Origin of the sequence: Iamia sp. SCSIO 61187 (assembly GCF_019443745.1) — a bacterium.
Classification (GTDB): domain Bacteria; phylum Actinomycetota; class Acidimicrobiia; order Acidimicrobiales; family Iamiaceae; genus Iamia.
The window spans coordinates 3,153,141-3,176,898 of the sequence record NZ_CP050948.1 but is presented as its reverse complement, the minus strand read 5'-3'; the positions used below and the strand labels follow the sequence as shown (position 1 = coordinate 3,176,898).

The 23,758-nt window shown below is 74.6% G+C and carries 23 protein-coding genes and 1 tRNA gene; 10 read left to right on the top strand and 14 right to left on the bottom strand.

Annotated features, from left to right (window positions below; genetic code table 11):
* Positions 1 to 29: 29 nt before the first annotated feature.
* A tRNA-Lys gene (locus HC251_RS15075) sits at positions 30 to 104 on the bottom strand.
* Positions 105 to 314: 210 nt separating this feature from the next.
* Between HC251_RS15075 and HC251_RS15070 the strand changes: the two genes are divergently transcribed.
* On the top strand, positions 315 to 1,301 hold the full coding sequence (locus tag HC251_RS15070; protein WP_219941423.1) for an NAD(P)H-quinone oxidoreductase: 987 nt from the start codon (positions 315 to 317) through the stop codon (positions 1,299 to 1,301).
* Between the two features lie 10 nt (positions 1,302 to 1,311).
* Here HC251_RS15070 and HC251_RS15065 read toward each other — a convergent pair whose 3' ends face one another.
* The 5 genes from HC251_RS15065 to HC251_RS15045 all read right to left on the bottom strand — a co-directional run bounded on the left by HC251_RS15065 (position 1,312) and on the right by HC251_RS15045 (position 5,979).
* On the bottom strand, positions 1,312 to 1,827 hold the full coding sequence (locus tag HC251_RS15065) for a GNAT family N-acetyltransferase (RefSeq protein ID WP_219941422.1): 516 nt from the start codon (positions 1,825 to 1,827) through the stop codon (positions 1,312 to 1,314).
* A 14-nt stretch (positions 1,828 to 1,841) separates the two neighbouring features.
* Positions 1,842 to 2,678, bottom strand: a complete 837-nt coding sequence (locus tag HC251_RS15060; protein WP_219941421.1) for a rhomboid family intramembrane serine protease — start codon at positions 2,676 to 2,678, stop codon at positions 1,842 to 1,844.
* The gene (locus tag HC251_RS15055; protein WP_255566732.1) at positions 2,678 to 3,625 is read right to left on the bottom strand and encodes an RDD family protein; all 948 of its coding nucleotides are present in this window, start codon (positions 3,623 to 3,625) and stop codon (positions 2,678 to 2,680) included. Before HC251_RS15055 ends, HC251_RS15060 begins: the two co-directional genes overlap by 1 nt.
* 74 nt (positions 3,626 to 3,699) lie before the next feature.
* A complete protein-coding gene (locus tag HC251_RS15050) occupies positions 3,700 to 5,025 on the bottom strand; it encodes a citrate synthase (protein ID WP_255566428.1) in 1,326 nt (441 codons plus the stop codon).
* 15 nt (positions 5,026 to 5,040) lie between these two features.
* Positions 5,041 to 5,979 (bottom strand): LysR family transcriptional regulator, encoded by a 939-nt coding sequence (locus HC251_RS15045; protein WP_219941419.1) that lies wholly within the window; start codon positions 5,977 to 5,979, stop codon positions 5,041 to 5,043.
* Between the two features lie 97 nt (positions 5,980 to 6,076).
* Here HC251_RS15045 and HC251_RS15040 point away from each other — a divergent pair, with 97 nt between their 5' ends.
* From HC251_RS15040 to HC251_RS15030, 3 genes are all read left to right on the top strand, one after another.
* On the top strand, positions 6,077 to 7,504 hold the full coding sequence (locus HC251_RS15040) for an HAD-IB family hydrolase (protein ID WP_219941418.1): 1,428 nt from the start codon (positions 6,077 to 6,079) through the stop codon (positions 7,502 to 7,504).
* Positions 7,505 to 7,668: 164 nt separating this feature from the next.
* Positions 7,669 to 9,294, top strand: coding sequence for a hypothetical protein (locus HC251_RS15035; RefSeq protein ID WP_219941417.1), 1,626 nt, complete (start codon positions 7,669 to 7,671; stop codon positions 9,292 to 9,294).
* A 23-nt stretch (positions 9,295 to 9,317) separates the two neighbouring features.
* Positions 9,318 to 11,321 (top strand): acetoacetate--CoA ligase, encoded by a 2,004-nt coding sequence (locus tag HC251_RS15030; RefSeq protein ID WP_219941416.1) that lies wholly within the window; start codon positions 9,318 to 9,320, stop codon positions 11,319 to 11,321.
* Positions 11,322 to 11,401: 80 nt separating this feature from the next.
* On the opposite strand, the gene HC251_RS15025 is transcribed toward HC251_RS15030, so the two are convergent.
* Both HC251_RS15025 and sigK read right to left on the bottom strand, forming a co-directional pair.
* Positions 11,402 to 12,103 (bottom strand): anti-sigma factor, encoded by a 702-nt coding sequence (locus tag HC251_RS15025; protein ID WP_219941415.1) that lies wholly within the window; start codon positions 12,101 to 12,103, stop codon positions 11,402 to 11,404.
* Complete coding sequence (sigK, locus tag HC251_RS15020; RefSeq protein WP_219941414.1) at positions 12,100 to 12,690, bottom strand: ECF RNA polymerase sigma factor SigK; 591 nt, start codon at positions 12,688 to 12,690, stop codon at positions 12,100 to 12,102. Before sigK ends, HC251_RS15025 begins: the two co-directional genes overlap by 4 nt.
* A 132-nt stretch (positions 12,691 to 12,822) precedes the next feature.
* On the opposite strand from sigK, the gene HC251_RS15015 reads away from it, so the two are divergent.
* The 4 genes from HC251_RS15015 to HC251_RS15000 all read left to right on the top strand — a co-directional run bounded on the left by HC251_RS15015 (position 12,823) and on the right by HC251_RS15000 (position 14,984).
* Positions 12,823 to 13,587 (top strand): GntR family transcriptional regulator, encoded by a 765-nt coding sequence (locus HC251_RS15015; protein ID WP_219941413.1) that lies wholly within the window; start codon positions 12,823 to 12,825, stop codon positions 13,585 to 13,587.
* Between the two features lie 64 nt (positions 13,588 to 13,651).
* Positions 13,652 to 13,981, top strand: coding sequence for a hypothetical protein (locus HC251_RS15010; protein WP_219941412.1), 330 nt, complete (start codon positions 13,652 to 13,654; stop codon positions 13,979 to 13,981).
* Positions 13,963 to 14,265 carry a hypothetical protein gene (locus tag HC251_RS15005; protein ID WP_219941411.1) on the top strand — a complete coding sequence of 101 codons (303 nt, stop codon included), beginning with the start codon at positions 13,963 to 13,965 and terminating at the stop codon, positions 14,263 to 14,265. Before HC251_RS15010 ends, HC251_RS15005 begins: the two co-directional genes overlap by 19 nt.
* The gene (locus HC251_RS15000; RefSeq protein ID WP_219941410.1) at positions 14,262 to 14,984 is read left to right on the top strand and encodes a hypothetical protein; all 723 of its coding nucleotides are present in this window, start codon (positions 14,262 to 14,264) and stop codon (positions 14,982 to 14,984) included. The genes HC251_RS15005 and HC251_RS15000 overlap by 4 nt, the downstream gene beginning before the upstream one ends.
* 4 nt (positions 14,985 to 14,988) lie before the next feature.
* Here HC251_RS15000 and HC251_RS14995 read toward each other — a convergent pair whose 3' ends face one another.
* From HC251_RS14995 to HC251_RS14980, 4 genes are all read right to left on the bottom strand, one after another.
* Positions 14,989 to 15,969, bottom strand: a complete 981-nt coding sequence (locus HC251_RS14995; protein ID WP_219941409.1) for a lysophospholipid acyltransferase family protein — start codon at positions 15,967 to 15,969, stop codon at positions 14,989 to 14,991.
* A gap of 61 nt (positions 15,970 to 16,030) precedes the next feature.
* Entirely contained in the window at positions 16,031 to 17,623 is a 1,593-nt protein-coding gene (locus tag HC251_RS14990) for a lactate racemase domain-containing protein (protein ID WP_219941408.1), read from the bottom strand.
* Positions 17,623 to 18,819, bottom strand: a complete 1,197-nt coding sequence (locus HC251_RS14985; RefSeq protein ID WP_219941407.1) for a zinc-binding dehydrogenase — start codon at positions 18,817 to 18,819, stop codon at positions 17,623 to 17,625. Before HC251_RS14985 ends, HC251_RS14990 begins: the two co-directional genes overlap by 1 nt.
* Positions 18,816 to 21,215 (bottom strand): HAD-IB family hydrolase, encoded by a 2,400-nt coding sequence (locus HC251_RS14980; protein WP_219941406.1) that lies wholly within the window; start codon positions 21,213 to 21,215, stop codon positions 18,816 to 18,818. Before HC251_RS14980 ends, HC251_RS14985 begins: the two co-directional genes overlap by 4 nt.
* A 65-nt stretch (positions 21,216 to 21,280) precedes the next feature.
* Here HC251_RS14980 and HC251_RS14975 point away from each other — a divergent pair, with 65 nt between their 5' ends.
* A complete protein-coding gene (locus HC251_RS14975; RefSeq protein ID WP_219941405.1) occupies positions 21,281 to 21,844 on the top strand; it encodes a TetR/AcrR family transcriptional regulator in 564 nt (187 codons plus the stop codon).
* A gap of 56 nt (positions 21,845 to 21,900) precedes the next feature.
* On the opposite strand, the gene HC251_RS14970 is transcribed toward HC251_RS14975, so the two are convergent.
* Positions 21,901 to 22,533: a carboxymuconolactone decarboxylase family protein gene (locus tag HC251_RS14970; protein WP_219941404.1), complete on the bottom strand. Its 633-nt coding sequence runs from the start codon at positions 22,531 to 22,533 to the stop codon at positions 21,901 to 21,903.
* Positions 22,533 to 23,189 carry a VOC family protein gene (locus tag HC251_RS14965; protein ID WP_219941403.1) on the bottom strand — a complete coding sequence of 219 codons (657 nt, stop codon included), beginning with the start codon at positions 23,187 to 23,189 and terminating at the stop codon, positions 22,533 to 22,535. The genes HC251_RS14970 and HC251_RS14965 overlap by 1 nt, the downstream gene beginning before the upstream one ends.
* 61 nt (positions 23,190 to 23,250) lie before the next feature.
* On the opposite strand from HC251_RS14965, the gene HC251_RS14960 reads away from it, so the two are divergent.
* Entirely contained in the window at positions 23,251 to 23,709 is a 459-nt protein-coding gene (locus tag HC251_RS14960) for a VOC family protein (RefSeq protein WP_219941402.1), read from the top strand.
* Positions 23,710 to 23,758: the final 49 nt, after the last annotated feature.

Sequence of the window (23,758 nt, the reverse complement as noted above, 5' to 3'; positions counted from 1 at the left end):
GGGCCTCGCCGCCGCGCATCCGCTCTGAGTGGTGCGCCCCGGGGGATTCGAACCCCCAACCTGTGGATTAAGAGTCCATTGCTCTGCCGTTGAGCTAGAGGCGCGGAGCGACTGTAGCGGCGCCGCCCGATGGGCCCCAACCAGATCGTCGCGGCCACCGTCGACGGCGGGCGTCGCGGTCGGCGTCCCCTCGCTCGGTTCTTGGGACCGATCGCGTCCCTGAGGCGCATGATCCGTACCAGGAACGGTGGGAGGTCGGCGGCGGACGGCCCGCCACGGCTCGCGCCGGACGCGGCTGCAATACCCTCCGGGCCATGCGTGCCGTCGTGATCACCGAGCCGGGGGACGCCGACGTCCTCGCCCTCCAGGACATCCCCGAGCCGGTCCCCGGTCCCGAGGAGGTCCTGGTCGCCGTCCGGGCCACGGCTCTCAACCGGGCCGACCTCCTCCAGCGGCGGGGGTTCTACCCGGAGCCCGGGCCGCCCCGGGCCCACGAGGTGCCCGGGATGGAGCTGGCCGGCACCGTCGTCGCCCTCGGTGAGCGGGCCACGGCCTGGCAGGTCGGCGACGAGGTCATGGGCATCGTCAGCGGTGGCGCCTACGCCGAGCGCATCGCCGTCCACGAGCGCCAGCTGATGGCGGTCCCGGCCGCTCTGGGCCTGGCCGACGCCGCTGCGGTCCCCGAGGTGGGCATCACCGCCTGGGACGCCCTCGTCGTGCGGGGCGGGCTCACCAGCGGGCGCGTCGCCCTGGTCCACGCCGGGGCCTCGGGTGTCGGCACCGCCGCCATCCCCATCGCCAAGGCCATGGGGGCGTGCGTCGTCACGACGACCTCGACGGTCAAGGTCGAGGCGTGCAAGGCCATCGGGGCCGACGTCGTCGTGGACTACACGGTCGACGACTTCGTCGAGGCGGCGTGGGCCGCAACCGACGGGCAGGGCGTCGACGTGGTCCTCGACGTGGTCGGCGGCGACTACCTCAACCGCAACCTCAAGGCCCTGCGGGTCGGGGGCACCATCGTCCAGGTCGGCGTGATGGGTGGCGGTCGCACCGAGATCGACCTCGGCGCCATGCTGCCCAAGCGGGCCCACCTCGTCGGCACCGTGCTGCGGGCCCGACCGCTCGAGGAGAAGGTCGCCGTCACCCAGCGCTTCGCCCGCGAGGTGCTGCCCTGGTACGCCGACGGCACCATCCGACCGGTGATCGACCGCCGCTACCGTCTCGCGGACATCGCCCAGGCCCACCGCCACATGGAGGCCAACGCCAACGTCGGCAAGATCCTCATCGACGTCGGCGACTGACCGAGCGAGGTCACGAGGGGGCGGGCGACAGGTCCTTGTGCATGCAGACGCGGGCGGCCGGGTCGAGGCCCTGGGCGGCCTCGTCGGACACGACGGTCATGAGCCCGGGCCCGACCTCGTCGGCGGGCAGGACGCGGTAGCCGAGCCGCTCGTAGAGCGGGGCGTTCCACGGCACGTCCCGGAACGTGGTCAGGGTGACGCCCTGGCGGCCGTCGGCCCGGGCCCACTCCTCGGCCCACGCCATGAGGGCCCGGCCGATCCCCTGGCCCTGGTGGTCGGGGTCGACGGAGACCTGCTCGACGTGGGCGCAGGCGTCGACCCGGTCGACGATGACGTAGCCCACCGGACGCTCGTCGTCGTCGACGGCCACCGCGCACCGGCCGTCGGCGGCGTGGCCCTCCAGGGCCTCCACCGACGGCGGCTCGGCCGCGGCGACCTCGGGCAGCCCCGCATCGGCGAAGGCCCGCCCGGCCCGCCGCTCCACCTCCCGCAGGACGGGGACGTCGGCCGCGGTCGCGGGGCGCACGCGCACGGTCGGCCTCAGGCCTCGACCGGGGGGCGGTCGGGGAGGGTCCAGGTGGCTGGGTCCACCGGGGTCGGGGCGGCGGCGCGCTGACGGCGGGCCCGCCGGGTGAGGCCGGCCTCGGGGATGAAGAAGCGGAGCCCCACGGCGATCACGAAGCCGGCCACCATGCCGCCCACGTGGGCCTGCCACGCCACCGCGGCGTCGTCGGGCGTGACCAGCTGGCTGACGAGGTAGGGGCCGAGCAGGGCCCACGCCGGCAGGGTGACGGCGATGAGGGGGAGGGGCGCGACGAAGGCGAGGATGCGCCGGCGCGCGCCGATCAGCAGGTAGGCGCCCATGGCCGCCGACACGGCCCCGGACGCGCCGACGAGGGGTGCGGCCGAGCCGGTGTTGAACGCCACGAACGTCAGGGTCCCGATGATCCCCCCGACCAGGTAGAGGCCGAGGAACGGCCCGGGGCCGAAGCGGTCCTCGACGGCGGCGCCGAACACCCAGAGGAAGAGCATGTTCACCGCCAGGTGGGCCAGGCTCCCGTGCAGGAACATGGCGGTGACGATCGAGGCGGGGACGGGCTTGCGGTCGATGATCGGGCGGTCGGCGTCCTCGGTGCAGACGGCGCCGTCGCTGCGGGACTCGAGGCTGCGGATCTCGCACGGCACCGCCCCCCAGGCGGCGAAGTGCTCGACGAGGTCCCGCTCCGACGCCTCGGTGAGCGTCCCGGCGTCGGCCTCGCCCCGCTGGAGGCTGGCCGGCTGGAGGAGGAGGAACACGGCGATGTTCACCCCGATCAGGGCCAGCACCACCCAGGGCACGTGCCGGCGGGGGCTGTCGTCGCGCAGGGGGACGGCCATCAGCCGGCACCTCCCGGGACCTCGACCACGACCGTGCCGGCCACCAGGTCGTGGGGGCCCCGCCCGGTCGGCGACAGCTGGACCCAGAGGGCGAGGACGACCAGCAACGGGGGGAACAGCCAGAACACGGCGAGGGTCACCGCCCGGGCCAACGCCGCCGCCCGCCCCGGGGGCTCGCCCGTGGCCTCGTCGAGCACGGCCAGCCCCTCCTTGCGGTGCCCGGCGGTCCCGCCGTCGCGGCCGATGCGGACCGCCTCGTCGAGGACGAACAGCACCGCGAACACGACGGCGAGGGCGATGGCGACCGGGGCGGCGTCGAAGGTCCAGGCCACCGTCACCGCGACCAGGGCGAGGACGAGGAGCGGGGCGTCGTCGAGCCGCGCCGACCGGGCCCGCCGGCGGGCGTCGACGGTGGCCACCGGCCCCCAGGCCGTGAGCGGCTGCGGCTTCGACGCCTGGTCCTCGGCCGCCACCGCCGCCGAGGTGATGACCTCCGGGGCCTCGAAGGGGACGACGATGGTGCCGGCGATGCGGTCGGCGATGCCCCGCCGCGACGGGAAGGTCAGCACGGTGAGGGCGTAGCCGCCGGCGATCAGGACCACGGTGCCGCCGAAGGTGAGGCCGGCGACGTCGCGGGTCATCAGGCCGAGGGCCGGCAGGGTGAGGATCACGGCCAGGCTGCCGATGGTGGTGACCACGCCTCGGGTCCACGCCGTCGTCGGCTCGACCCGGACCCGGTCGAGCTCGGCGACCCGCAGCCCGGTCGCCAGCTTCCCGGGCGTGGCCCGCAGGTGGATGGTGAACAGGGCCTCGTAGGCCGTCATGGCGCCCATCATCAGCACCAGACGGGCCAGGAGCCGGGGCTCGGGCACGATCCGGGAGACGATGTAGAGGATGAGGAGGCCCAGGGCGATGTCGATGGCCCGGGACCACAGCCGGCGCCCGATGGGCGCCGCCAGGGCGACCGGATCGGGGCGCCGCCAGCCGGCGGGTGGCGCCCAGGGGGTGCCGGAGGGGACGGTCAGCGTTCCTCGATGTCCACGTACGCCCGCTCCGGGGCCCCGGTGTAGAGCTGGCGAGGGCGGGCGATCTTCTGGTCCTGCTCCCGCAGCTCCTTCCAGTGGGCCAGCCAGCCGGCCATGCGGGGGATGGCGAAGAGCACCGTGAACATCTCGGTGGGGAAGCCCATCGCCTGGTAGATCAGCCCGGAGTAGAAGTCGACGTTCGGGTACAGCTTCCGGCTCTTGAAGTAGTCATCGTTGAGGGCGACCTCCTCGAGCTTGAGGGCGATGTCGAGGAGCGGGTTCTTGCCGGTGATCTCGAAGACCTCGTCGGCGGTCTGCTTGATGATCCGGGCCCGGGGGTCGTAGTTCTTGTACACCCGGTGACCGAAGCCCTGGAGCTTGCCCTTGCCCTCCTTGACGGCCTCGACGAAGGCGGGGACCTCGTCGACCGAGCCGATCTGGGTGAGCATGCGGATGACGGCCTCGTTGGCACCGCCGTGGCGGGGGCCGTAGAGGGCGGCGGCGGCGCCGGCGGCGGCGGAGTAGGGGTCGGAGTTCGACGACCCGATCATCCGCATCGTGGCCGTGCCGCAGTTGAGCTCGTGGTCGGCGTGGAGGATGAACAGCGTGTCGAGGGCGTGGGCCAGGGCGTAGTTGGCCTCGTAGCGGGGCTCGGCGATCTTCCACATCATCGACAGGAAGTTGGCCGTGAAGCCGAGGCTGTTGTCGGGGTAGACGAACGGCTGGCCGACGCTGAAGCGGTGGCAGGCCGCCGCCAGGGTCGGCATCTTGGCGATGAGGCGCACCGTCTGGCGGTAGCGGTTGTCCTCGTCCTCGATGCTCTTGGCGTCGGGGTAGAAGGTCGACAGGGCGGCGATGGCCGAGACCAGCATGCCCATCGGGTGGGCGTCGTGGTGGAAGCCCTCGAGGAAGCGCTTGCGGACGTTCTCGTGGATGAACGTGTGGTACGTGATGTCGTGCACCCACGGCTCGAACTGCTCGGGGGTGGGCAGCTCGCCGAAGATCAGGAGGTAGGCGACCTCGAGGTAGCTGCTCTTCTCGGCCAGCTGCTCGATGGGGTACCCCCGGTAGCGGAGGATCCCGGCGTCGCCGTCGATCTCGGTGATCGCCGACGAGGTGGCCGCCGTCTGGGTGTAGGCCGGGTCGTAGAACCAGGTGTTGCCGAGGAGCTTCTTCCACTGCGCGGAGTCGACACCCCCGTCGACGATCGGGATCTCGATCGACTCGCCCGTGCGGTTGTCGGTGATCGTCACGCTCTCGGCCACGCCGTCGTCCTCGCTGTCGTCGTCTGCGTCGCCAATGTAGTGGCGACCAGGGGCCATCCGGGACCCGCTGCGTCAGCTTCTCTCCGGGTCGCCCGGATCGAGGATGCGGACCCCCGGTCGGCCGGGGCCCTCGGTGTGGAGGACGTGGCGGACGGCGTCGATCACGGCGCGGGCCGGTGCCGACGGGCGGGATCGGCGGCTGGTGGCCAGACCCACCGTCCGGGGGCCGAGCCCGGTGATCTCGAGCCGGCGCCAGCCGAGCGGCGGGGGGATCGGCGCCGCCGTGGCCGGGAGGACGGCGGCGCCGAACCCCTCCTGGGCCAGGGCGGCGAGGGCCCGCATCCCGTCGACCTCGGCCAGCGCGGTCAGGCTGATGCCGGCCCGGTCGGCGGCGGCGTCGAGGTCGTCGCGGAACGCGGTGCCCGGCGGCTCGAGGAGCAGCTGGTGGCGGGAGAGCTCGGCCAGGGCGATGCGGCCCCGCTTGCGCCGGGCGAGGGCGTGGCCGGGCGGGGCCAGGACGACCCGCTCCTCCTCGAACAGCGGCTCGGCCCGCAGGTCGGGGTCGGTGATCGGGAGGTTCACGACGGCGGCGTCGAGCGTGCCGGCCACGACCTGCGGGAGCAGGGACGTGGTGGTGGCGTCGACGATCACGATGTGGATGCCGGGCTGCCCGGTCGCCAGGGCCGGGATCAGGTGGGGGAGCACCCAGGCCCCGACCGTGCCGATCATCCCCAGCCGCACCCGCCCGGTGATCGTGCCGGCGTGGGCGGCCAGGTCCGAGACCACGGCGTCGACCTCGGTCTGCACCCGGCGGGCCCGCTCGACGACCAGCCGGCCCTCGTCGGTGAGGTCGCCGGTGGCCCGGTCGACCAGCTCGACGCCGAGCTCCCGCTCCAGCTTGGCCACGTGGCTCGACACGTTGGACTGCACGGTGTGGAGGGCGCGGGCCGCGGCCGAGAACGAGCGGTGGTCGGCGACGGCGGCGAGGGCGGCGAGCTGGCGCAGGTCCACGCCGGGAGTCTGGCCCCTCCGCGGACAGTTGGGGTCTGACCCCAGGTGTCGTCGGCCGGACCCACACGCTGCGGGCGACGGACCTACAGTCGCCCCGATGACCCGAACGCGTGAGGCTGCCTTCTTCGACCTCGACCGCACCCTCCTCGGGGGGGCGAGCGGCCCCGTCATCACCGAGGCCCTCCGCGGTGCGGGGGTCATCCCCGACCGGCCCATCCCGGGCGAGAACCTCGTCTACCGGCTCTTCGACGTGGTGGGGGAGACGTTGCCGTCGATGCTGCTCACCCGCCAGGCCGCCCGCCTGGCCGGGGGCTGGGACCGCGCCGTCGTGCAGGAGGCGGGCGAGGTCGTGGCCGAGCGCCTGGCCGACGACGTCTTGCCCTACGCCCGGCTGCTGATCGACGAGCACCACGCCGCCGGACGCCTCGTGGTCATGGCCACCACCTCCCCCTACGACCTGGTCGCCCCGCTGGCGAAGGCCATCGGCATCGACCACGTCATCGCCACCCGCTACGGCGAGCGCGAGGGGGCCTACGACGGCACCGTCGACGGCCACTTCGTCTGGGGGCCGGGCAAGCTGGCCGCGGCGCGGGACTGGGCGGCCGACAACGGGGTCGACGTGGCCCGGAGCTGGGCCTACTCCGACAGCATCTACGACCTGCCCCTCCTCTCGGCCGTCGCCCACCCCACGGCGGTCAACCCCGATCCCCGGCTGCGCGTCATCGCCGCCGTCCGCCGCTGGCCGAGCATGCACTTCGACGTCCCCGCCGGCGTGCCCAAGGTGGCCGGCGTCGAGCCCCAGCGGGCCCTCCAGATCCTCGCCCAGCCGGCGCTGTTCCCGTGGGCCCGGTTCGACATCCAGGGCACCGAGCGCATCCCCCACGACGGCCCGCTGATCCTGGTGGGCAACCACCGGAGCTACTTCGACCCCCTCGCCATCGGCTTCACCATCGCCAAGGTCGGGCGGCCCCTGCGCTTCCTGGGGAAGAAGGAGGTCTTCGACGCCCCGATCGTCGGCCAGATCGCCACGGCCATGGGCGGCATCCGGGTCGACCGGGGGACGGGCTCCGACGAGCCCCTCAAGGCCGCGGCCGAGGCGCTCGACGCCGGCGAGGCGGTGGCGATCATGCCCCAGGGCACGATCCCCCGGGGGCGGGCCTTCTACGACCCCGAGCTCACCGGCCGGTGGGGTGCGGCCAAGCTGGCCAAGATGACCAAGGCGCCGGTCATCCCCGTCGGCCTGTGGGGGACCGAGCGGGTGTGGCCCCGCAGCTCCCGGTTCCCGAACGTCACCAACATCACCGACCCGCCCACCGTGCGGATCCGGGTCGGGCCGCCGGTCGACCTCAAGTACCGGAGCCTCGACGCCGACACCCGCCGGATGATGGCCGCCATCGTCGACCTCCTCCCGGCGGCCGCCCGCCGCCACCGCGAGCCCACCGCCGAGGAGATCGCCCGGGCCCTGCCACCCGGCGCCACCGACCCCGGCACCCCCGAGGACCGCCGCCGGCCCGGCACCGACTGACGTCGAGAAGGCCGGCCGACGGCATCGGCCGGCCCGTGCCCTCGGCCGCACGAGGTGACCGATGGCACAGGCGCTCGGGCCGCGGGTGCGGGGAATGCATGTGACGAATCGGTTACGGTTCGTGCATCCTCGCAGGTCACCCCTGCCTGCTGGGTCGTCCCTCCGTGCCTCCTGCCCCCCGCCGCAACGTCCTCCCCCTCGGTGAGGGACCGCGCCGCCCCTGGGTCCGGTCCCGGCGGGTCTCGGCCCTGGTCGTGGTGGCCACGATCCTCGCCCTGGGCGGTGCGGTCGCCGCCGTCTACACCACCGGGGTCACCCTGGGCGCCCGCATCGCCCCGCCCCCCGACGGAGGCACCGGCGACGACCCCATCGGCGCCCCCGAGGCCGAGCGACCGTCGTCCACCACCACCGGCGGCGACGACGGGTCGCTCCCCGACCGGGTCGAGGGGTCGGCGTCCTCGACCACCGGGCCGGGATCGACCACCCGGTCCGAGTCGTCGTCGTCCTCGTCCAGCCGACCCTCCGAGGGGCCGGCCCCGGTCGAGCCCTACCCGGGCCTGTGGCCCTACGTCAGCTGGGACGAGGTCACCGCCCACGCCGGCCGGGGCGACGCCCGCTACCGCACCCCGGCCGACACCGCCCTCCGCTTCGCCACCGAGGTGGTCGGGCTCACCGACGCCACCGTGGGCACCGTCGCCGAGGACGGCGTGGTCGGCTGGGTCGAGGTCCGGAGCGGGTCCGGCTCGACCCTCGTGACCCTGACCCACGCCACCGCCGGGGAGACGACCGCCAGCACGCCGTGGAGCGTGGTCGAGGCCACCGGGTCGGTCGGCCTCGACCTGCCGCCGACCGTGGCGGACGGCGCCCTGCGCGCCCGCTCGACCGGCGCCCCCGGCGTCGTGGGCGTCCACGACCGCACCCGCTGGCGGGGCATCGGGGTGGCCCCGACCCCCGGGGCCCCCTTCGACGTCCGCCTCGACCCCGGGGTCTCCGGGCCGGCGATCGCCGTCGCCTTCGCCGGTGACCCCCGCCAGCCCTCCTCGTTCACGGTCCGCCGGGTCCACCTCCGCGCCGGCGCGGGTGTGGTCGCCCCGGGTGCCCCCGCCGACCCGGTCGCCGCCGCCCGGGCCCTGGTCGAGGTCACCAGCCGCGGCGACGTCGGGGCGACGTGGGAGCTGCTCGACGAGGCCGCCCGGCGGGCGGTGCTCGACTGGCGGGGTCTCGCCGGCCGGCTGCCCCGGCTGCGCGACCAGGTGGCGGGGTTCGGCATGCGCGACCTCACCACCACCACGGTCACGACCTCCGCCGGCCCCGTCGCCGTCGTGGCGCCGGCGATCGCCACCGACGGCGCCGGCCCCGTCGGCGCCCTGGCCTTCCGGATCGACGACGGCGCCCGCCTCGCCAGCACCGCCGCCGGCTCGGTGACGTGGACCGGCCCCACGGCCGAGGCGCCCGGCGTCGTGGCCGTCGGCGCCGTCCGGCCCCTGGCCCTGGTGCTCGACGGGGTGGTGTGGGCATCGACGCCCGACGGCGCGACCGGCCTGCGGGCCGCCACCGACGCCCTCGCCCCCGGCCCGCACGTCGCCGTCGCCATCACCGAGGACGGGGGGCAGGTGACGGCCTCGGCGTTCCGCTTCACCGCGCCGGACCAGGACCCGCTGAGCGACCCGGACCCCGACCCCGACCCGGACCCGCCCCCGCCCAGCGCCCCCGCCGCCCCGGGGCCGCGCGACGACGGGACGACGACCACCTCCCCGCCGACGACCACGACGGCCGACCCCGGCGCCTGACGCCAGGACCTACCCTCGCCGCCGTGGACGGCGTCGCAGCGAGCACCGAGGGCCACGGCCGGGGCGAGGTCCTCTGGGAACCACCCTCCGACGCCTGGACGACCACCGCGGCGGGACGCTTCGCCGCCGCCCACGGCCATCGGTCCTACCCCGGCCTGCACGCCTGGTCGGTGACGGACCTCGACGGCTTCTGGACGGCGGTGAGCGACGACCTCGGGGTCCGCTGGCACGAGCGCCCGACGCATGCGCTGGCGGAGGCCTCGATGCCGGGGGCCCGCTGGTTCCCCGGCGGCACGCTCAGCTACGCCGAGCACGCCCTCGCCGCCGCCGCCGACCGACCCGACGACGTCGCCGTGGTGGCACGCAGCCAGACCCGGGACCCGCAGGAGATCACCTGGGGGGCCCTCGCCGAGCAGGTGGCCCGGTGCGCCGCCGGGCTGCGCCGGCTGGGCGTGGCGCCGGGCGACCGGGTCGCGGCCTACGCGCCGAACATCCCCGAGACGCTGGTCGCCTTCCTCGCCACCGCGTCGATCGGCGCGGTGTGGTCGAGCTGCGCCCCCGAGTTCGGCACCCGCTCGGTCATCGACCGCCTCGGCCAGATCGAGCCCAGCGTCCTGCTCGCCGTCGACGGCTACCGCTACGGCGCCAAGGCGATCGACCGCACCGCCGAGGTGGCCGTCATCGAGGACGCCCTCCCCGGCCTCCGGCACACGGTGCGGATCCCGTACCTCGACCGGGCTCGACCGGCCAACTCGGCTGGCGCCTCGCCGGGCGGTTCCGAGGACGGGTGGGCGGACCTGCTCGCCGGGCCCCACCCCGGGCCGCCCACGTTCGCGGCCGTGCCGTTCGACCACCCGCTCTACATCTTGTTCAGCTCGGGCACGACCGGTCTGCCCAAGGCCATCGTCCACGGCCACGGCGGCATCACGGTCGAGCACCTCAAGACCCTGACGCTCCACCAGGACCTCACCCCGGCCGACCGGTTCCTCTGGTTCACCACGACCGGCTGGATGATGTGGAACTACCTGGTGTCGGGGTTGCTGACCGGGTCGACCATCGTCTTGTTCGACGGCGACCCCGCCCACCCGTCGCTGGCGACGCTGTGGGACGTGGCCGACGAGACCGGCACCACCGTCTTCGGCGCCTCGGCCCCGTTCCTCATGGCCTGCCGCAAGGAGGGCCTGGACCCCGCCCGGGGGAGCCTGCGCTGGGTGGGGTCGACGGGGGCGCCGCTCCCGGCCGAGGGGTTCCGCTGGGTGCGCGACGCCGTCGGCGTCCCCGTCTCGTCGATCAGCGGCGGCACCGACGTGTGCACCGCCTTCCTGGGCACCTCGCCGCTGCTCCCGGTGCGGGCCGGCGAGCTCAGCTGCCGGCTGCTGGGCTGCGCCGTCGAGGCCGTCCACCCCGACGGCACGGCCTGCGCCCCGGGCGAGCTGGGCGAGCTGGTGGTCACCGTCCCCATGCCGTCGATGCCGGTCGGGTTCTGGGGCGACGACGACGGGTCCCGGTACCGGGCGGCCTACTTCGAGGACATCCCCGGCGTGTGGCGCCACGGCGACTGGGTGACCTTCACCGCCGACGGCGCCGCCACAATCACCGGCCGGTCCGACGCCACCCTCAACCGGGGCGGGGTGCGCCTCGGCACGAGCGACTTCTACACCGTCGTCGAGGGCCTCCCCGAGGTGGCCGACAGCCTCGTCGTGCACCTCGAGGGCGACGACGGGGGCGCCGGCGAGCTGATCCTCTTCGTCGCCCTGGCCCCCGGCGTCGCGGTCGACGAGGACGAGCTGGGGCGCCGGATCGGGGCGGCCCTCCGGTCGGAGCTGTCACCTCGCCACGTCCCCGACCGCCTCGAGGTCGTGCCGGCCGTGCCCCGCACCCTCTCGGGCAAGAAGCTGGAGGTGCCGGTGAAGCGCATCCTCACCGGCACCCCGGTCGACGACGCCGTGGCCCGGGGCTCTCTGGCCGACCCCTCGGCCCTCGACGCCTTCGAGCGCCTGGCCCCGGAGACCCCGCCCACCCCCTGAACCGACCCCCGCCGAACTCGGTGGCAGATGTGGGACGGATGTCCCACATCTGCCACCGAGCTCGGGTCTGGGCGCAGGGTCTACAGGGAGCCGGTGGCGACGGTGGGGAAGGTCGGCTCCCGGGGCGTCTCGCCGGCGTCCTCGACGGTCACGCCGACGACGTCGCTCGGGACGCCGTCGACCCGGACCCGGACCGACCCGTCGTCGTCGGGGGCGAAGGTGCCGTGGAGCACCATCACGCCGGCCTCGTCGAACCAGAGGGCGTAGGTCTTGCCCGGCGGCGGGGCGGCCATGCCCTCGGCCACGACCACCGAGCTGTCGTGGGCGTCGGAGACGACGAGGCGCATGGTGCCGCCCTCGCCCGAGACCTCGACGGTCTCGGCCTCGGGGTCGGCGACGATGGCGACGAGGTCCTCGGCCTGGTCGGCCCGCTGGTCGGACCGCACGGCGATGGCGCCGACCGCCGCCAGCACGACCACGGCGGCGGCGGCGAGGACGGGGGTCACCCAGGGGCGGCGGCGGCGCTCGCCGGCCCCGAACGAGCCGCCGGGGGCGACCTGACGGGTCTGGGCGACCTGGGCGAGCACCTGGTCGCGCAGGGCGGCCGGGGGGACGACGGCGGCGGCCTGCCCCAGGTGGGCGGCGGCGGCCAGCAGCTCGGCCGCCTCGGTCTGGCACTCCGGGCAGCGGGACAGGTGGTCCTCGAACAGGTCGCGCTCGTCCGCCGGGAGGGCGTCGAGCACGTAGGGCCCGACGAGGGTGTGCGGATCGGGGGGGCTCACGACGTCACCTCCAGTGCGTCTCGCAGGCGGATCATCCCGTCCCGGATGCGGGTCTTCACCGTTCCGAGGGGCAGCTCCAGGATGTCAGCGACCTGGGCGTAGGTGTAGCCGCCGTAGTAGGCGAGCTCGATGGTCTCCCGCTGGAGCTCGGTCAGCTGGCCCAGGGCGGTGACGACCTCCTGGCGCTCGTCCTCGAGGGTCATCGGGGCGGACACGGGGTCGGGGTCGGCGGCGCCGGTGCGCTCGGCGTCGCGGACGCGGCGGTCGCGCTCGGCCTGCTCGCTGCGCACCCGGTCGACGCTGCGCCGGTGGGCGATGGTCGCGACCCAGGTCTTGCACGAGCCCTTGGTCCGGTCGTAGCTCGGCGCCCGGCGCCAGACCTCGAGCATGACCTCCTGGGCCACCTCGTCGGCCTGGTGCGGGTCGCGGACGACCCGGCGGGCGATGCCCACGACGGTGGGGGCGACGATGTCGTAGAGCTCGGCGAAGGCGTCGGCGTCGCCCCGGGCGGTGCGGGCCAGGAGGGCGTCGGCGTCGCCGGGCCCGCTGGCGGGCACCGACTGCAGGTGGCGGCGGGTCAGACCCATGCTCAGACGTCCCCGTCGGCGCGCGGGGGGATCGGAGGCCACGGAGCAGTGCGTAGCAGGTCGGCGGTCATCGCCAGCGGTTCGGGCCGGGCGGTCCGCCGGATTGGTGGCGCACGGGTACCGTGACGAGCGATGACCGAGCCCCCGCCGCGGCGGATCCGCTACCGCGAGATCGCCGACGACCTGCGGGCCCGCATCGAGGAGGGAGACCTGCGGGGCCGGCGCCTGCTCCCCAGCGAGTCCGAGCTGTCGACGCGCTACGAGGCCAGCCGGGTGACCGTCCGCAAGGCGCTCGACGGGTTGCGCGCCGAGGGGCTGGTGGACTCCCGCCAGGGGTTCGGCTGGTTCGTGGCCACCGAGCCCATCCGCCAGCACCTCGGCCGGCTCGGGACCATCGAGGAGCAGCTCGAGGCCGACGGCCGGGCCTCCGAGCGGCGGATCCTCGACTTCGCCTTCGTGGCCGCCCCGGCCCGGGTCGCCGAGGTGCTTGGCGTCGACCAGGTGCTGCGCGTCGACCGGGTGAACCTGGCCGACGGCGAGCCCTTCGCCCGGGTGACGGTCTGGTGCCCCGAGGAGCTGGGCGCCTCGCTGTCGCGGGCCCAGGTGGCCGAGCACACCTTCCTCGAGCTGCTGCCGGTGCCGCTCGGCGGTGCCGTGCAGACGATCGAGGCCCAGGCGGCGTCGGCCGCCGACGCCGCCCTGCTGGAGATCCCCGTGGGGTCGCCGGTGCTCGTCTGCGAGCGCATCACCTCCGACGTCGGTGGGCACCCCGTCCTGGTCGCCGAGCACGTCTTCCCCGGCCACCGCAGCGCCTTCACCGTCGACCTCCCGCACCCGGCGCGGGCCTCGATGGCCCCCAGCGGGCTCCGCCTGGTCGACGGCGCCGGCCGCCGCTGAACCGGGGGCGGCCACCCCCTCGCAGGGAGGGTTCGGGGCCGGCCTCCCGTGCCAGACTCCACCGGTGCTCCGCCGGACCGCCCTCGTCTGCGTCGTCGCCCTGGCGGTGGCAGCCGTGGCCGGGTGCGGCGACGACGCCGGCGAGCCGGACGAGGAGGGCCGGGCCAGGCTCGTCGACTCCCTCGGCTTCCTCGCCACCGACCTGGGGCTGACCGACGGCGAGGTGGCGTGCACCGCCCGCACCATCGAGGAGGACCTCGACGGCGAGGACCTCGACGCCGTCGCTGAGCAGGTCCGCCGGGTCGACGCCGGCGACGTCGCCCTCGCCGACCTGCCGGCCGACGTGTCCACCACCATCACCGACTCGGTCGCCGCGTGCGCGGGGCGGTCGTGATGCTGCGGGGGGTCGTCCGCGTCGTCCTCGGGCTCGTCCTGGGCCTGGCCCTCGTCGGCTGCGGGGGCGACGGTGATCCCGAGGCCGACCTGGCCGCATCGCTCCGGGAGGACTTCGACATGCCCGCCGAGCAGGCCGAGTGCGTGGCCGCCCAGGCCTACGACCGCCTCACCGACGACGAGATCGAGCTGCTGCGCGAGCGTGACGACGACGAGGAGCTGGCGCCGGAGCTGCGCGCCAAGCTGGAGGCGGCGGTGGCGCCGTGCGCCTCGGCGGGCTCGTGACCGGGACCCGGCGCCGGGCCGGCGCCGCCCTCCTGGTGGGCGTGCTGGCCCTGGCCGGTGCGTGCGGGGTCGAGGTGCCCGACGACGTCGCCGCCGACATCCGGGACACGACGACCACCACCGAGGCCCCCACCACCACCGAGACCCCGCGCAGCGACGACCCCCTCGAGCAGGCCCTGATCGACAACGGCTACACCCTGGCCGAGGCCGAGTGCGGGGCCGAGAACCTGCGGGAGACGCTCGACGAGGACGAGGTCCAGTCGATCGTGGACGCCGACACCATCGAGGACATCTCGGCGGGCACGGCCCGGGGCTTCGCCGACGCCCTGCAGCCCTGCGTCGAGGACGGCGCCGACCCGGGCGACCCCGACGACAGCGGTGACGGTGACGGTGACGGCGACGGTGACGGTGGGGGCGACGCCGACGAGCCCGGGGACCCGGGCGACGACCCCGACGGGGACGACCCCCCCGACAGCGGCATCGGGGGCATGCCCGGCTTCGGCGACGACAGCGAGGGCGACGTCAGCCGGTCGCGGTTCCTCGCCGCCCTCATCTCCGGCGGCGTGCCCGACGGCCAGGCCCGGTGCATCGTCGACGCCGTCTACTCCGAGCTGGACCAGGAGGACATCAACACCCTGTTCCACTCCGACTCCGAGGACGACGTCCCCCCCGACGTGCTCGACGCCTTCTTCGCCATCGTCGACGACTGCGAGACCTGACCGCTCACTCGCGGAGGGGCCAGGGCTCGATCCGCTTGCGGCGGTGCGAGCGGCGGTCGCCCAGGGCCCAGGCCCGGCGCCAGGAGCTGGCGTCGGGGCCCGACAGCGGCGGGCTCTGGCCGGCGTGGGCCCGCTGGCGCGCCGTCCACCAGTCATCGGCGACCTCGTCGGCCAGGGCGGTGACGGCGGCCTCGATCTCGGCGGCCAGGGCCCGCATGTCGGCGTCGGGTCCGGGGTGGATCGGGGTGCCGAAGGTGACCCGGGTGCGGCCGGGGACGAGCTTGTTGGTGCCCTTGGGCAAGATGCGGCCGGTGCCCTCGAGGTGCACGGGGACGACGGGCACGCCGCAGCGCACGGCCAGGAAGGCGGCCCCGGCCCGGAAGGGCTGGGCCCAGCCGTCGGGGCTGCGCCCGCCCTCGGGGAAGATGACCATGCTCCAGCCGTCGTCGATGAGCTCGGCGGCGAGGGTCGCCGACCGGCGGGTGACCTTGCTGCGCTCGATCGGGATGGCGTTGAGGGCGAGGGCGGCCATGGTGGCCTTCACCCGGGTGTCGAAGAAGTAGTCGGCGGCGGCGGCGGCGAAGGCCCGGTGGCGCCACGGCTCCGGGAGCGAGGTCAGCAGCAGGCCGGCGTCGATGTGGCTGAGGTGGTTGGCGGCGAAGATGGCCGGCCCGTCGAGGCCGACGAGGCGGTCGTAGCCGCGCCGCTCGGGGTCGGCCACCGCCTTCACCAGCGGTCGGACGGCCCCCTCGAGGAGGGCCAGGCGGCCCAGCCGGGCCGCGGGGGAGCGGGCCCACGCCGTGTCGTAGGCGGCGCCGAGCGTCGCCTCCTTCGGCAGGGGCTCGACCCCGCCGGGCAGCGTCGGCGCCCGGAACGGGAACTCGGCGGCCCGCAGGGCGGCGGTGGGCTGGGGCAGCCGGCGCCGGATCTGCTGGGCCCGTCGGAGGGCGACCTCGACCCGGCGCGGCCCGGTCCGCTCGGCCATCAGGTCACCACCTCCGCCGACCCCGCCCGCCACGGAGAGACGGGTCGGCTGCGTCGACGCGTCACGTCACGTCCGCCATGACGAGGGGCGGGTTGTGGAGGTGGGTGACCGTGGGCTGGGGGCCGACGGTGTCGGTGGCCATCTCGAGGGCGTCCTGGAGGGTGCTGGCGGGGCGGAAGCCGAGGCGCCGCACGGCCCGGACGTCGCCGCCGACGATGATCACCGATCCCAGGTGCTGGAGGGCGTGGGCACCCCAGTACCACATGTAGAACGGGTGGACGCCGTGGTAGGCGTGGCTCGTCCGGTACAGGTGGCGGTACCACTCGTCCTCGGCGTAGCGCTTCTCGAAGGTGTCGGCCATGACCTTGGGGTCGGTGGTCTCGGCCAGCACCTCCTCGAAGAAGTCGATGTAGCTGGGGTGGTGGACGGGGTGGAACTCCCACGGGGTGGGGTGGCTCATGATGAGCACGCCGCCCTCGCGCACCAGGGGCCGCCCCCGGTACATGTTGAAGAAGTACCCGAGGCCCAGGCACATGACCAGGATCGGGTTCATGATCGAGTGGACGTTGTAGGGGCAGATGTACGGCAGCCCCATGGTCAGCACGTCGGTCTGGCCCTCGACCGGCACCAGGTGCTGGGCGAAGTTGTGCTGGAGGGTGACCTCGTGGACGGGCTCGACGGCGCCGGCGGTCACCGAGGTGACGCCGTAGGGCGCCTCGTGGGACTGGAAGATCTTGCGGCGCGTCGCCATCGACATGCGGTCCAGCCCGGCCTTCATGCCCATGAAGGCGATGCGGTCCTTCGTCGACCACTCCCACTCGCGCTTCTGGAGGACCGAGAGCGGCCCGGTGTCTCCGAAGGTGTCGTTGTTCAGCGTCGTCTCGATCTGGAAGATCTGGACGCCGGCGTCGCGGATCACCTTGCCCATGCGCCAGTTGGCGTGGTGCAGCTCGGAGCTGTGGCGGTCCATGAACGACCGGGAGTGCTCCATCGTCGCCGGGTTGTGGTGGTGGCGGATGCTGCGGTAGCTGGCCAGCCCGGTGGCGGTGCTCTTGTGGCCGCCGTCCATGGAGACGATGTTGATGTTGACGTAGACGAGCAGGTCGGACTCGGCGGCCGCCTTGTTGATCTCGACCTCCTCGCCGTGGGGCGTGGTGCCCAGGAAGGCGAGGTCGTCGGGGTCCTCGGCGTCGTGGTTGTACAGCCTCCCGTCGGGGGCGAAGGCGTCGTAGACCCGGTCGCCGACGGCGTGGCGCAGCTCGTGCTCGGTCATGCGCCGGTGCAGGGCGAGGGCGGCGATGATGCGCACGTCGTCGACGCCGGCGGCCGCGGCCCGGTCGAGGACGGCCTCGATGATCCGCTGGCGGATGTCGGGCCGCTTCATCTTGGGCAGCGGCAGCGAGACGTCGTCGAAGGCGATGACGAGCTTCATGCCCGCGAACAGGCGGGCGCTGAGCGGGTCGCTGTCGAGCGGGTTGTCGAGGGCGTCCTCGATGGCCTGGGTGACGCTCTTGAGCGGGTCGATGGGCTCGCCGGGGTAGACGATCCGGCTGCGGCCGGCGGGCAGCTTCTCGAGGCGGAACGACTCGCCGTGGTGGAACAGGACGGGGGGCGTCGAGCGATCGACGTCGAGGACGAGTCCGGGACGGGGCATCAGCGGTGCTTCTCCTGGCGGAGGTCGAAGGCGATCTTGACCGCGCTGCGCGAACCGGCGGCGGCCGCGTGGCTGATGGCCTCGCGGTGGCGGTCGAGGGGGTAGGTGGCGCTCAGCAGGCGGTGCAGGTCGGCGTCCCGCACCACGTCGAAGGCGGTGGCGAAGTCGTCGCGGGTGTAGGCGTAGCAGCCCCGCAGGCCGGTCTCGCGGTGCCAGAGCGGCGTGAGGTCGACGCTGGTGTGGCCGGGCATGCCGACGACGATGACGTCACCGCCGGGCGCCACGACCCGCAAGGCCTGGGCCAGCGACTCCGACGAGCCGACGCAGTCGACGACCGTCGGCACGCCGCCGGTGAGCTGGCCCTCGCCGAGGACCATCGAGGCGGTGAGGGACCGGATCGCCCGGGGCAGCTCGGCCGGGGCGACGGCCCGCGTGGCGCCGAGGGACTGCGCCAGCCGCTTCTGCTCCGGGTGCTTCGCCGTGGCCAGGATCGTGCGGTGAGGCGGTCGGTGTGGGTCAGACCCACTCCGACCGTCGAGGTGGCGGAGGGCGGCGAGGGTGGTGAGGCCGAGGGTGCCGGCGCCGATGATGGCGACGGCGCCGTCGGCGCCGGCCCGGCTGGCCCGGACGGCGTGGGCGGCGTGGACCGCGCAGGCGGTGGGCTCGACGAGCACCGCGGCCTCGTCGGTCATGTCGTCGGGGACGGCGACGAGCTGGTCGGGGTGGGCGACCATCGCCGTGGACCAGCCCCCGCCCGTCTCCCGGCAGAAGCCGCTCTGGAGGGCGGGGTCGAGGTGGCCGAAGGCGATGCGCTCGCAGTGGTGCGTGCGGCCCAGGGCGCAGCTGGGGCAGACCGGGTCGACGCCCCGGATGGCGCAGTGCAGGACCGGGACGAGCACGGCGCGGGAGCCGTCGTCGAGCTCGCCGACCACCTCGTGGCCCGGGGTGAACGGGAAGCTCACGATGGGCTCGAAGTACTGGCTCGACCGGCCGTCGATGGTGGCCAGGTCGCTGCCGCAGATGCCGGCCAGGCGGGGCCGGAACCGCACCCACTCGTCGGTCGGATGGTCGAGCTCGTCGACGTCGGCCAGCTTCAGGGGGCCGACGGTGGCGCCGGCGCCGGGCACGGCGCGACCGGCGACGGCGGCGGCGGCGAAGCGGGCCGGCTTCCGGGAGAAGACCAGTGCCCGCGTCACCGGCGGGCCTTCGCGCGGTCGGGCGAGCGGTAGCCGGGCACCCGGAGGGCCTCCCGGCGGGGGCCGGAGCGGGCGGGGATCGGCAGGCGGGGCGGGACGAAGCCGGGAGCCTTGTCCCACTGCTCGACGAGCCAGCCCCGCTTGCGGGCGAGCGACGCCAGCCGGGCCTCGGGGTTGACCGCCACCGGGAAGCCGACGGCCTCGAGCAGGGGGAGGTCGCTGGTCGAGTCGGCGTAGGCCACGGCCTCGCTGACGTCGAGGTCGTGCTCGGCGGCGTAGTCGTAGAGGGCCTGGGCCCGGCTCTCGCCCGTCGGCGGGACGTGGGCCATCTGGCCGGTGAGGGTGCCGTCGGCGTTCTCGGTGAGCGACGGGGCCACGATGTCGTCGAACAGCGGCTTGAGCGGCTCGACGACGAAGTCGAGGGCGCCGGTGATGAGGACGGTGCGGTGGCCGAGCGCCCGGTGCTCGCGCACCCGGCGGATGCCGGCGGGGAACGACTTGGTGAGGATGAGGTCCGAGAGCATCTCCTCGGAGTCCTCGAGGAGCTCGAGCTTCGGGGCGCCCTCGTAGCGGCGGTAGAAGTGCCGCAGGAAGTCGCTGCGGTCCTTGCGGTCGAGCTTGAGCAGGGCCGGGGCCTCGGCCACCAGGCGGGCGGTGAGGGTGCGCCGATCGGCGGCATCGAGGCGGCGGGTGGCCAGCCAGGCGAACGAGGTGACGACGTTCGAGGCGATCAGCGTGTTCTCGAGGTCGAAGGCGGCCAGCGTGCGCTGCGGGTCGAGCACCTGGCGGCGGAGCCGGGTCGAGCGGGCCTCGCTGGTGCCCGACGATCCGTCGGTCCGCACCCGGGCGTGCTTGACCACCGACGGCAGGTGGATCTCACGGACGTAGTGGGCCCAGTCGACGATGCGGGGGTCGCACCCGAAGTCGCGCCGGTCGGGCGCCGCCAGCGCCTCGTGCAGGGCGAGCAGCCGCTCGACGCCGTAGATGGCCTCGCACTCGGTGTAGGAGCCGTAGAGCGTGACGTAGGCGGTGGCCCGGTCGACCAGCTCCCGCTTCTCCTCGATCCCGGCGGCCCACTGGGCCTGCTTGCCCCGGAGCGGGAGGTTGGCGAGCAGCTTCTCGGCCGTGGTCAGGACCTTGTGGGCCCGGCGCAGCTCGCCCTCGACCTGGCCCCGGCCGGGGAAGGCGAACTCGGGGACGCTGATGGGCTGGCCGTCGCGGTCGTACAGCGGGTGCTCGGTGAACCAGGCCGAGACCAGGTCGACCATCGTCTGGAACTTGAGCGGGTTGGACGAGCCCGAGGCGACCTGGGTGACGTCGGGCGTGCCGTCGTCGTTGGACGGGCCCCGGGCGGCGACGGCGCAGAGGGCGCCGACGACGAGGTCGACGGGGATGACGTCGACGGTGCCCTCGGGGACGCCGGGGAACTGGCTCAGCAGGCCTCGGGCGTAGGAGATGATGACCGGCTCGGCCATGCGGAAGCCCCGGATCCACCCCGGGACCGGCTCGGACCAGGCCGACTCGATGATGGCGGGGCGGACGATCGACACCGGGACGGCGCCCCGCTCCTCGCCCAGGGCCCGCTCGCCGAGGGCCTTGGTCATGGCGTAGGCGTCGGGCCAGCCCAGGCTGGCGGCCCGGGCCCGCCCGGCCTCGACCAGCTGGTCCTTGACCCACGCCTGGCGGAGGGCCTCGGTCTTCTCGGCCAGCAGCGGGCCGCCGGCGGCACCGAGCTCGTCGCGGGCCTCGGCCCGGAAGCGCTCCAGGTTCTCGGCGGTGCGGCTGGCGGCCTCGAAGTCGCCGCGCATCCGGCGGGAGGCGTCGACCTCGCGCTTCCAGTCGACGTCGATCCAGAACGGGCTCTCGTCGACCCGGATCTCGGGCGCCGCGCCCCGGCGGTTCCCGGCGACGTAGCAGGTGCTGACGGCCACCAGGTGGGGGGCGACGCCGAGGGTGTGGAGGGTGCGGGCGATGCGGGTGGGGCCGAGCAGGTTCACCTCGACGGCGAGGTCGAGGGGCGAGTCGAAGCTGACGGTGGCGGCCGAGTGGATGACCGTGTCGCAGCTCGCCAGCACGTCCCGCCCGTGGTCGTCGAGGCCGAGGCCGTCGGTGCTGACGTCGCCGGCGACGACGGTGACGCGGCGGGCGACGACCTCGTCGAAGGCGGCCTTGCCCCCGAGCTCGTCGCGCAGGCGGTCGAAGCAGTCGTTGCGGAAGATCTCCCGCTGGGCCCGCTGCTCGACGGTGCGCTTCCGGCCGGGGCGGACCAGGAGCACGATCTCGCAGTCGGGGACGCCCCGCAGGAGCCGCTCGACCAGGGCCGTGCCCAGGAACCCGGTGGCGCCGGTGACGAAGAGGCGCTTGCCGGCGAGCGCGGTGGCGATCGGTGTCGTCATGCGATCCGGGACCGTAGCCCACCCTCTCTACCAAATGGTAGACAGTCGTGGTGGAAGGCCTCTCCGTGGAGCCCCCCACGCGGGATCGGATCGTCGCCGCCGCCCTGGCCGGCTTCGCCCGCCGCGGGGTGGAGGCGACCTCGCTCGACGACGTGGCCCTCGCCGTGGGGGTGCGCAAGCAGACGGTGCTCTACTGGTTCCGGTCGAAGGACGCCCTGGTCGACGGGGTCGTCGAGGCCGCGGTCGAGGAGCTCGGGCGGGCCCTCGACGGCGCCGTCGCCGGGCGCCGCCCGGGCCGGGACGTGGTCGTCGCCGTGGTCGACGAGGTCCTGCGCCTCGGCGCCCGCCGTCCCGACCTGCTGGTGCTCCTGCGCGAGGTCACCCGGCTGGGCCCGTCGGCGGTCGCCACCCTCGGCGAGGCCATCGGCCCCCGCCTCGACGGCGCCGCCGCCGCCCTCGCCGGCCCCGACGGCGACGTCGACCGGGCCCGGGCCCGGCTGCTGGAGGCCGGCGCCCGGGTCGTCGCCACCGCCGTCGAGGCCGAGCTGCGCGACCAGATGGGCGTCCCCCCGACCCGGGCCTGGCTCCGCACCCGCCGCGCCGACCTCCTCGCCGTCCTCACCCCCTGACGAGCTTTGTCCGGAAGTCCCCCTCCTCGGCAGGGTTCCGGACAAGGTTCGGGGGGTCAGTCGCGGTCGAGGACCTCGAGGGCGTTGCGCTCCTTGTCGCCGGTCTCGACCATGCGCTCGGGGACGTCGTCCATCTCGGTGCGCAGGGCGATGCTCATCTTGGCGTGCATGTCGTAGAGGCACGTGATGTAGGTGAGCTCGAGGATCTCCTCGTCGGACAGGTGGTCGCGCAGCACGGCGAACACGCCGTCGGCGACGCGACCACCGTCGAGGGCGAGGGCGTCGGTGTAGGCGAGGACGGCCCGCTCCAGGGGGCTGAAGCAGTCGGCGACCTGCCAGTGGGCGATGGCCTCGATCTTGTCCTCGGGGATCCCGACGGCCCGGCAGCTCTTGACGTGCTGGGAGTAGACGAACAGCGAGGCCCGGTCCCAGCCGACGCGCGTCTGGCCCAGCTCGCGGAGCTGGGGGTCGAGCTTGCGGTCGGGCGACTGGTAGAGGGCGAAGCCGTCGACGCAGTGCTGGAGCACCGGCGGGCAGCCGGCGAACACGGTCCACCAGTCGCCCGGGGTGCCGGTGTTCGTGCCCGGCTCGGCGACCGGGTCGCGGTCCTTGCCGAAGAGCAGGTCGTACATGAAGCGGACGACGGGGGCGTTGTCCTCCGAGCGGGGGACCTGGTCGAGCCGCGGCATCAGACGGTCGCGTCGGCGGGAGCGTCGGCCGGGGCGTCGGCATCGGCCGCCTCGACGGCGGCGAGGTCGCCCGCTGCGGCCTGGGCATCGGCCCCGCCGGCGGCCGACGCCTGGGCCTCGAGCGCCGACTTGGGGGCGTGGGCCACGTCCGAGGGGCGCCACGCCCGGGTCGAGGCGGCCAGCTCGAGGAGGATGCCGTCGGGGTCCTGGAAGTAGACGGAGCGGACGAAGACGTCGTCGGTGACGGTGGGGGCCAGGCCCCACTCGCTGTCGTCGTGGTTCCACGTCTCGCTGCAGTCGATCCCGGCGGCGACGAGCCGGTCGCGGTACTCGTCGATGCGGTCGACCGGCACCTTGAAGGCCACGTGGTTCATCGACCCGATGGCGCTGGTGAGGTCGGCCACGTCGGGCCGGCCGGCGGGGGCCGAGATCCCGGGGACGGGCTCGGGGGCGTCGGCGAACCAGAAGAAGGCGAGGAGGTCGCCGCCCCCGCAGTCGAAGAAGAAGTGCTGGCCCATGCCCTGGGGCAGCTCGACCGTCTTCACCAGCGGCATGCCGAGGGTGCCCTGGTAGAAGTCGACGGTGCGGGCCATGTCCCGGCAGACGAGGGCGAGGTGGTTGACCCCGCCCCACTCGATGCGGTCATCGTCGCTCATGGGGCCGACGTTACGCCTGACGGACCGTCAGAGGGGAGGGATCGCTCCGTAGCCTGCGGCGATGGACCAGCCCCCCGTGCTCCAGATGCGCCTCGTGGTCGAGACCGACGACCTCGACGAGGCCCTGGCCTTCTACCGGGACGTTCTCGGCCTGACCGAGCAGGCCGCCTTCACCGGCGAGGGCGACGCCCGGGTCGTGATCCTCGACGCCGGCCGGGCGACGCTCGAGCTGGCGAACCCGGCCCAGGCCCGGATGATCGACGAGGTCGAGGTCGGGCGGCGGATCGCCCCGCCCGTCCGGGTCGCCTTCGAGGTGACCGACGCGGCCGGGACGACGACCCGGCTGTCGGAGGCGGGTGCGACCGTCCTGGCCGAGCCGGTCGAGACGCCCTGGCGATCGCTCAACAGCCGCCTCGACGCCCCGGCCGGCCTGCAGCTGACCCTCTTCCAGGAGCTCGAGTCCCTGGAGGAGCGGGCCCGGCGGCCGGGCTTCGGCACCGCCGACGACCGGGACCGCTGACGCCGGCAGAGGGGGCGCGGGCGCATCGCCCCGGTGCCCGCGTCCGATC